The 7,552-nt window shown below is 33.6% G+C and carries 10 protein-coding genes, 1 tRNA gene, 1 other RNA gene and 1 pseudogene; 12 read left to right on the plus strand and 1 reads right to left on the minus strand.

Annotation, left to right across the window (positions count from 1 at the left end; translation table 11 throughout):
• The 6 genes and pseudogenes from sucC to PHI38_RS07930 form a co-directional block, all read left to right on the plus strand.
• Positions 1-394, plus strand: a pseudogene (gene sucC, locus PHI38_RS07905) (succinate--CoA ligase subunit beta); the annotation flags it as partial.
• Positions 395-405: 11 nt separating this feature from the next.
• Entirely contained in the window at positions 406-1,278 is an 873-nt protein-coding gene (gene sucD / locus PHI38_RS07910) for a succinate--CoA ligase subunit alpha (RefSeq protein ID WP_299854762.1), read from the plus strand.
• Between the two features lie 193 nt (positions 1,279-1,471).
• On the plus strand, positions 1,472-1,807 hold the full coding sequence (locus PHI38_RS07915) for a 4Fe-4S dicluster domain-containing protein (protein ID WP_299854764.1): 336 nt from the start codon (positions 1,472-1,474) through the stop codon (positions 1,805-1,807).
• Positions 1,807-2,940: a 2-oxoglutarate synthase subunit alpha gene (locus PHI38_RS07920; RefSeq protein ID WP_299854767.1), complete on the plus strand. Its 1,134-nt coding sequence runs from the start codon at positions 1,807-1,809 to the stop codon at positions 2,938-2,940. The genes PHI38_RS07915 and PHI38_RS07920 overlap by 1 nt, the downstream gene beginning before the upstream one ends.
• 1 nt (position 2,941) lies before the next feature.
• Positions 2,942-3,799 carry a 2-oxoglutarate ferredoxin oxidoreductase subunit beta gene (locus PHI38_RS07925; RefSeq protein WP_299854769.1) on the plus strand — a complete coding sequence of 286 codons (858 nt, stop codon included), beginning with the start codon at positions 2,942-2,944 and terminating at the stop codon, positions 3,797-3,799.
• 10 nt (positions 3,800-3,809) lie between these two features.
• Positions 3,810-4,364, plus strand: coding sequence for a 2-oxoacid:acceptor oxidoreductase family protein (locus tag PHI38_RS07930; protein ID WP_299854771.1), 555 nt, complete (start codon positions 3,810-3,812; stop codon positions 4,362-4,364).
• A gap of 78 nt (positions 4,365-4,442) precedes the next feature.
• On the opposite strand, the gene PHI38_RS07935 is transcribed toward PHI38_RS07930, so the two are convergent.
• Positions 4,443-5,060: a TetR/AcrR family transcriptional regulator gene (locus PHI38_RS07935; protein ID WP_299854773.1), complete on the minus strand. Its 618-nt coding sequence runs from the start codon at positions 5,058-5,060 to the stop codon at positions 4,443-4,445.
• 175 nt (positions 5,061-5,235) lie between these two features.
• Here PHI38_RS07935 and rnpB point away from each other — a divergent pair.
• The 6 genes from rnpB to PHI38_RS07965 all read left to right on the plus strand — a co-directional run.
• Positions 5,236-5,580: RNase P RNA component class A (gene rnpB, locus PHI38_RS07940), an RNA gene on the plus strand.
• 104 nt (positions 5,581-5,684) lie between these two features.
• Positions 5,685-6,071 carry a hypothetical protein gene (locus tag PHI38_RS07945; RefSeq protein ID WP_299854775.1) on the plus strand — a complete coding sequence of 129 codons (387 nt, stop codon included), beginning with the start codon at positions 5,685-5,687 and terminating at the stop codon, positions 6,069-6,071.
• A 192-nt stretch (positions 6,072-6,263) separates the two neighbouring features.
• Positions 6,264-6,470, plus strand: coding sequence for a hypothetical protein (locus tag PHI38_RS07950; protein ID WP_299854777.1), 207 nt, complete (start codon positions 6,264-6,266; stop codon positions 6,468-6,470).
• Between the two features lie 90 nt (positions 6,471-6,560).
• Positions 6,561-7,106, plus strand: a complete 546-nt coding sequence (locus tag PHI38_RS07955) for a response regulator transcription factor (protein WP_299854779.1) — start codon at positions 6,561-6,563, stop codon at positions 7,104-7,106.
• A 101-nt stretch (positions 7,107-7,207) separates the two neighbouring features.
• A tRNA-Glu gene (locus PHI38_RS07960) sits at positions 7,208-7,282 on the plus strand.
• A gap of 184 nt (positions 7,283-7,466) precedes the next feature.
• On the plus strand, positions 7,467-7,552 hold an 86-nt coding region (locus tag PHI38_RS07965; protein WP_299854781.1), incomplete at its 3' end, for a glutamate--tRNA ligase family protein.

The raw sequence follows: 7,552 nt of genomic DNA on the forward strand, positions 1-7,552 counted from the left end.
CTGTATGGTAAATGGGGCTGGGCTTGCTATGGGTACAATGGATACTATCAACTACATGGGTGGAACTCCTGCAAACTTCTTGGATGTTGGCGGAAAAGCAAACGCTGAGACAGTTGCAAAAGGTTTTGAGATAATTCTTAAAAACCCTAAAGTTAAAGCTATATTTGTAAATATTTTTGGTGGAATTGTTAGATGTGATCGTATTGCTAATGGTATTTTAGAAGCTACTAAACTTGTAGATGTTCATGTCCCAGTAATAGTTCGTCTTGATGGTACAAATGCAGAAGAAGCAGCAAAGATTTTAAGAGATGCAAATATTGCAAATGTTATAGCAGCTACAGATTTAGCTGATGGTGCTGCAAAAGCAGTCGCAGCGGCAAAACAAGCTAAGTAAGGGAAGTATTTATGAGTATATTAGTAAATAAAGATACAAAAGTAATCGTTCAAGGTTTTACAGGTAAAGAGGGTTCTTTCCATGCTGAGCAGTGTTTAGCATACGGAACTAAAATAGTAGGTGGTGTAACGCCTAACAAAGGCGGAACAGAGCATTTAGGCCAACCAGTATTTAACACTGTTAAAGAGGCTGTACAAAGCACAGGCGCTACTGTTTCTATGATTTTTGTTCCACCTGCATTTGTTGCAGATGCTGTTATGGAAGCTGCTGATGCTGGGATTGAACTTGCTGTTATCATTACAGAAGGTGCTCCAGTTAGAGATATGCAAGCCGCAAAAGCTTATGCAATCAAGCATAACATGAAGACAATTGGGCCAAACTGTCCAGGAATCATTACAGCTGAAGAGTGTAAGATTGGAATCATGCCAGGAATGATTTTCAAAAAGGGAAATATAGGACTTATCTCAAAATCTGGAACTCTTACCTATGAGGGTGCTAACCAAGTTGTAAAACAAGGTTTTGGAATAAGTACAGCAGTTGGAATAGGTGGAGACCCGATAATCGGACTTTCATATAAACAACTACTTCCAATGTTTGAAGCAGATCCACAGACTCATGCAATCGTTATGATTGGTGAGATCGGTGGAGATTTAGAGATTCAAGCTGCAGCTTATATTAAAGAGCATGTAACAAAACCTGTTGTTGCTTTTATAGCTGGACAAACTGCACCTGCAGGTAAAAGAATGGGCCATGCTGGGGCAATTGTAAGCGGTGGAGCTGGAACTGCAGCTGAGAAAATGGCAGCACTTGAAGCTGCAGGCGTGAAGGTTGTTGTATCTCCAGCAGATATTGGCAAAGCTATTGCCGAGGTTTTAGCAAAGTAATTTAAGGAATTTGTGCGAGCCTCATTATGTAACATTTATGTTATTTAAGAAGCGTTATTAGCACAATTCAGAGTTACATTAATAAAAATTAGTTAATCTGTTTATGAAAACTAGATTGATTTTGGTAGAGTAGCCAACTTCAAATATAGATATGAGACTACTTGATACTTTTAAAAAATAAAAAGGAGAAAAAATGGGAGCTGCTATGACTCTAAACACAGGTAATGCACCTGTATGGGTAAATACAGGCAATTGTAAGGCATGTGATATTTGTGTATCTGTATGTCCTTCAGGCGTACTTGGAATGGTGTATGATGCAACATCAACTTTAGGGGCTATGATTTCTGTGAATAACCCTGAATCGTGTATTGGATGTAATGAGTGTGAATTATCATGTCCTGATTTTGCTATATATGTAGCTGATAAAAAAGATTATAAGTTTGCAAAACTTACAGATGATGCAAAAGAGCGCCAAGCTGCAATTGTTGCAAACAACTATATGTCGCTAAATAAAAAAGGAGCTAAATAATGGCAATGAGAGAAATAATTTCAAGCGGTAATGAATTAGCTGCGTTAGCTGCGAGAGACGCTGGATGTAAATTTTTTGCTGGTTATCCAATTACGCCATCAAGTGAAGTTATGCACGAGATGTCTGATTTAATGCCAGAGATTGGCGGTGTGTGTATACAAATGGAAGATGAGATTGCTGGCGTTGCTGCTGCAATTGGTGCTGGTATGGCAGGTGTTAGAACAATGACTGCTACATCTGGACCTGGTATTTCACTTAAAGCAGAAAACCTTGGACTTGCTCAAATGACTGAAGTTCCTTTAGTTGTTGTAAACGTTATGCGTGGTGGTCCATCAACTGGTCTTCCAACTCGTGTATCACAAGGTGACGTTGCACAAGCAAAAAACCCTTCACACGGTGACTATAAATCAATTACATTATGTGCAGGCTCACTCTCAGAGTGTTATACAGAAACTGTAAGAGCTTTTAATTTAGCAGATAGATTTATGCAGCCAGTTTTTGTTTTACTAGATGAGACAATAGGTCATATGCATGGTAAAGCTGTTCTTCCAACAGAAGAAGAAGTAAACAAAGGGATAGTTCCAAGAAAACAATTTACTGGTCCTGCTGAAGAGTACTTTCCTTATGAGTGTGAACACGATCAACCAGCAGTTTTAAATCCTATGTTTAAAGGATACAGATACCATTTTACTGGGTTACACCATGATAAAAAAGGTTTCCCAACTGAAGAGATAGAGACATGTAGAAAGCTTATCCAAAGATTAGAGGATAAGGTTGAACTTCATAAAGATGAGATTGAACTAAATGAAGAGTTTTTCCTTGATGATGCTGAGATTATGATTGTTGCTTATGGTTCTGTTTCTCTTGCTGCAAAAGAAGCTATTCGCCACTTAAGAGCAGAGGGAATTAAAGCGGGTCTGTTTAGACCAATCACATTATGGCCAAGTCCTCAAGACAGAATGAGAGAACTTGCATCAAGAATTCCAAAAGTTTTATGTGTTGAATTAAATATTGGTCAATATAGAGATGAAGTACAACGTTCAACTGGAAGACTTGATATTGCGGGACTATTTAAAGTAAATGGTAGACCAATTTCTCCTTATGAAATTGTAAATAAAGTAAAGGAGCTATAAAATGGCATTTAATTATGATAAATATTTAAGACTAGAAAAAATGCCGACACTATGGTGTTGGGGTTGTGGCGATGGTGTTATTCTAAAAGCTTTTGTAAGAGCAATTGATAAACTAGGTATAAAGAGTGATGATGTTTGTGTAGTATCTGGAATAGGATGTTCAGGAAGATTTTCTTCATATGTAGATTTTAATACTGTTCATACGACTCATGGTAGAACTGTAGCATTTGCTACTGGTATCAAACTTATGAATCCAGATAAATATGTTATTTGTGTTGCTGGAGATGGTGATGCATTAGCAATCGGTGGAAATCATACAATACACGGTTGTAGAAGAAACATTGATATAACTATGATTGTAATTAATAACTTTATTTATGGTTTAACAAACTCTCAAACAAGTCCTACAACTCCACAAGGTATGTGGACAGTATCACAAAAAGCTGGAAACATTGACCCAACTTTTAATGCTACAGACTTGGCTATTGCAGCTGGAGCTTCTTTTGTTGCAAGAGAGACTATGCTTGATCCTAAAAAACTTGAAAAAGTATTTGTTAAAGCACTAGAGCATAGAGGATTTGCTTTCCTTGATATTATGTCAAACTGTCATATAAATCTTGGTAGAAAAAACAAGATGGCTTCTGCTATGGAAAACTTAGAGTGGATTGATAGCATCACTATACCTAAGAAGAAGTATGATGAACTATCTCCAGCAGAGCAGTTGAATAAGTTTCCAACTGGTATTTTAAAAGAAGATAAAGAAGTATCAGAGTACTGTGATATGTATGCAGAAATAGTCAAAGTACATCAAGGTAATAGAAAAACAATTACTCAAAATGACTTTGAGAAAAAAATATAAGGAGAACACAATGGCTAGAACATTAATGAGATTTACAGGTGTTGGCGGACAAGGTGTTCTTCTTGCAGGTGAAATTTTTGCATCAGCAAAAATTAGAGTTGGTGGACATGGGCTAAAGACAGCAACATATACTTCTCAAGTACGTGGTGGCCCAACTGTTGTTGATATCACACTTGATGATGAAGAAATTTTTTATCCTTATGCAAATGATGGTGAAATTAACTTTATGCTTTCAGTTGCACAAGTAAGTTATAACTCATTTAAAGGTGGAGTTAAAAAGGGTGGAACAATTGTTGTTGATCCAAACCTAGTAAAGCCTACAGATGAAGATAGAAAAACATGGAATATAATTGAGATTCCAATTATTACTATAGCAAAAGAAGAGGTTGGTAATGTTATTACTCAATCTGTTGTAGCTCTTGCTATTGCAAATACTATTATGAAACCTATTGATAAAGAGTCTCTAATTGAGACTATGTTATCAAAAGTACCAGAAAAAGTTCATGCAGCAAATAAATTAGCTTATGAACTTGGTGAGAAATACGCTCTAGAAGCTATAGCTTAATTTTCAAAACGGCTCTAAAATGAGCCGTTTTTTTTAAACTAAATCTATAATACTATACAATATTAATTAAACTTACCACTATATTTTAATACTTTCCCAGAAAAAATCAACATGTTTTTCAAATTGCGTTGATAATGCATTAGTTGATAACGAATCAAATCTAAGCATAGTAACTTGCAGCCTTATATAGAATAGGGTGGATAAAAACTCATATGCAACCATCATAGGATCAGCTGAGCGAATAAGCGAGTTTTGCATCATTATAAAGAAAGCCTCAGATAAAACCTTTACATTTTCATTATGAAACTCATTCATAAACTGCTCTCTAAGCTCTTTGTTTTGAAAAAGTTCAATCATCAGTAGTCTAAACATGTTCTCGTTGTTTTTATCAAATGTGAGAAGCTTATACTGCATAGAAAACTTTTGTAAAAAACCCTTTCCTTTTAACGCTGATTCTTTAATATCACTCTCGATTTGTGAGAATGGGGTGGTAAAAATATCTTTTGCTACAGATAAGAATATCTCCTCCTTGTTTTTAAAGTGATTATATAAAGCACTCTCTCTTATACCCACTTCCGATGCTATTTTTCTAACACTTGTAGCTTTAAAACCATACTCAGAGAAGAGTTTAGATGAAGCTTTTAGTATCTTTTGCTTTGTGCCAGTTCTCTCTTTAGTCGTGCTATTTTCGGGCATTGTAATCCTTTTTTGTTCATATGAACATCTGTTAATATAAAAGAAATTATATATGAACAATTGTTAATTAAACCTTATATAAAAAGAACAACTGTTCACTTGTATATTTAGATATAAGAACAATCGTTCATACGTTCTAAAAAGAGATATAAAGGAATGATTCTGTACTATTTCAAAGGTACAACAGATAGTTACTTGATTTATTTCAAGAGGAAAGTCCGAGCTGCTATAAGAGAGTGTTCCATTTAACTAATGGCCGTAGTAATACGAGGGAAAGTGCAACAGAGAGAAGACTTCCGCTTAGCGGTAAAGGTGAAAGGGTGGTGTAAGAGACCACCAGTCTCTATAGCAATATAGAGAGCTTGTAAACCCAACATGGCAGCAAGAAACAGATGGTCAGCCTCTTAAAGGTAAAACTTCAAGTTTTATCTATGCTACTGTTTCGCTAGAGTTACTATGTAAATAGTAAAGTAGATTAATACTATCAAAACAAAACTCGGCTTACCGTTGTACCTAATTAAGTAACTTTTTATCTTACTCTAATATTAATAAATATTATAGGTATTTTTATACTTAAGTGCTTTTTGGTAATATTTAAAAAAAGAAAAACTAGGAAAATATATTATGCAATGCCCACACTGTTTAAAAGAAATACATGATGAGTCTAAAGAGTGTTTAAATTGTAGAGATAATAGAATCGTTAAAGATAGTAATTTTGTAAAAAGAAAAATATCAAATATACAAGTAATAATAGCTGCGGCATTGATAGCAATTGCATTAATTTTAATTTACAAAGAGTATAAAGAATATAGACAAGAACAACAAGCAGTAAAACTGATAAATGCTATGGATATAAGTGAAAAAAATACACAAGAGATAATAAAAAATAGTACAAAATTGCTTCAAGATACAAACAAAGAATGGAATAGGGCAAATGAAAAAATAAAAAGAGATATGGATAGAGAAAATATAGAGATGGAAGAACAAACGAAAAGAATAAGAACTCACTAGATTGTGTTAGAGTACTCGTTTTGCTATAATGACAAACTTTGCTCGTTGTACATATATAAAAAAGAGACAACTTTAAATTAAATACCTTTCATAATGATAGTGCATATCTAGTAAAAGTACTTTCAAGAGAATTTACATTATGTTAACCAATACATAAATTTATAAACTAATCTAAAATAAGAGCTACGAAACATGACTAGAAAAGAACAACTAATTAATGATATTCAAAACCTTCTAAATAGTTATGAAGGTATTCATAAAACAGATATCAATCCTGATTTATTAAAATTTATGGATGAAGAGACTTTACTTAGCATTATAGGTTCACTTCTTGATCAAAAAGAGAATTCAAAAGAGTCTGATTTAGAGTGGCTTGAAACATTTAAAAAATATAATTAAATGATTGTAGTTTTTATTAACCAGAAACTGTTTGATTTGTTACCAAATTATCTGATATAATTTTAAATACATATAAAAAGGATCTCTGCCATGTCTAACGTAGATTTAGTACAATTAACACAAGAAACCAAAAAATTATCAGCAATGGTTGTTGAAGATGAAAAAGTTGCGAATGAACTACTTAGTTCTACTTTTAAAAACTTTTTTTCGAGTGTAAAGTCATGCTTTAACGGAAAAGAAGCACTTGAAGCTTACTTAAAAAATACTCCTGATGTTGTTTTTGTAGATATTATAATGACTGGTATGGATGGTATAGAGCTTTCTCGTAAAATTCGTGAAATCAACCCCACTCAAATTATTATAGTTATCTCTGCAAGTAATGATATTGAAAAAATATCAGAATCTATTGAAGTTGGTGTAAATAGCTTTATGCAAAAGCCAATTGATACAAAGAAAATTATAGAACTTTTAACAAGTGTTGTTGCAATGGTAGCTAAAAAGAAAAAGATAGAGACAAAAACTTTCTCTATATCTCTTCCATTAGATTTATATGAAATTGTTAATGAAAATGCTAAGGCAGAGAGTATCTCTAAAAATGCTGTAATTATAAGAGGCCTTCGTAGCTTTTACGAATAATTAAAAAAGTTACTGGGTTTTAGGGATTTTTATAATTTATTAAGATATAAATCTATATAATTTCGGCTCGGTAATAAATACTGATAAAAACGCTTTAGAGTGGCCCCGTCGTCTAGCGGTCAGGATCCATGGTTTTCATCCATGTTACAGGAGTTCAATTCTCCTCGGGGTCACCACTTTTTGCTCAAGCCCCCCTATTTTAAGCACTTTCACAAATTGATTTTTCAAGACATTCCTATTTGGTACACATTTCAGTACACAACTAAGATTCTATCGTTGATAATTTCTCTTAAAAAATGATAAAAACCTCTCCTCAGCTAAATTGCGATAAAATCACAAAAATAATTTTTAGGATTTTTAATGTTAAGATTTGCACCAAGTCCAACCGGTGATATGCATATAGGTAACTTAAGAGTTGCTATATTTAACTATATTGTCTCAAAACA

This window comes from Sulfurimonas sp., assembly GCF_028694895.1.
In the GTDB taxonomy this organism is placed as follows: Bacteria; Campylobacterota; Campylobacteria; order Campylobacterales; family Sulfurimonadaceae; genus Sulfurimonas.

Bases quoted from the DNA above. Each gene is read 5' to 3' on its own strand.
- sucD (WP_299854762.1), top strand. From the start codon at position 406: ATGAGTATATTAGTAAATAAAGATACAAAAGTAATCGTTCAAGGTTTT.
- PHI38_RS07915 (WP_299854764.1), top strand. From the start codon at position 1,472: ATGGGAGCTGCTATGACTCTAAACACAGGTAATGCACCTGTATGGGTA.
- PHI38_RS07920 (WP_299854767.1), top strand. From the start codon at position 1,807: ATGGCAATGAGAGAAATAATTTCAAGCGGTAATGAATTAGCTGCGTTA.
- PHI38_RS07925 (WP_299854769.1), top strand. From the start codon at position 2,942: ATGGCATTTAATTATGATAAATATTTAAGACTAGAAAAAATGCCGACA.
- PHI38_RS07930 (WP_299854771.1), top strand. From the start codon at position 3,810: ATGGCTAGAACATTAATGAGATTTACAGGTGTTGGCGGACAAGGTGTT.
- PHI38_RS07935 (WP_299854773.1), bottom strand. From the start codon at position 5,060: ATGCCCGAAAATAGCACGACTAAAGAGAGAACTGGCACAAAGCAAAAG.
- PHI38_RS07945 (WP_299854775.1), top strand. From the start codon at position 5,685: ATGCAATGCCCACACTGTTTAAAAGAAATACATGATGAGTCTAAAGAG.
- PHI38_RS07950 (WP_299854777.1), top strand. From the start codon at position 6,264: ATGACTAGAAAAGAACAACTAATTAATGATATTCAAAACCTTCTAAAT.
- PHI38_RS07955 (WP_299854779.1), top strand. From the start codon at position 6,561: ATGTCTAACGTAGATTTAGTACAATTAACACAAGAAACCAAAAAATTA.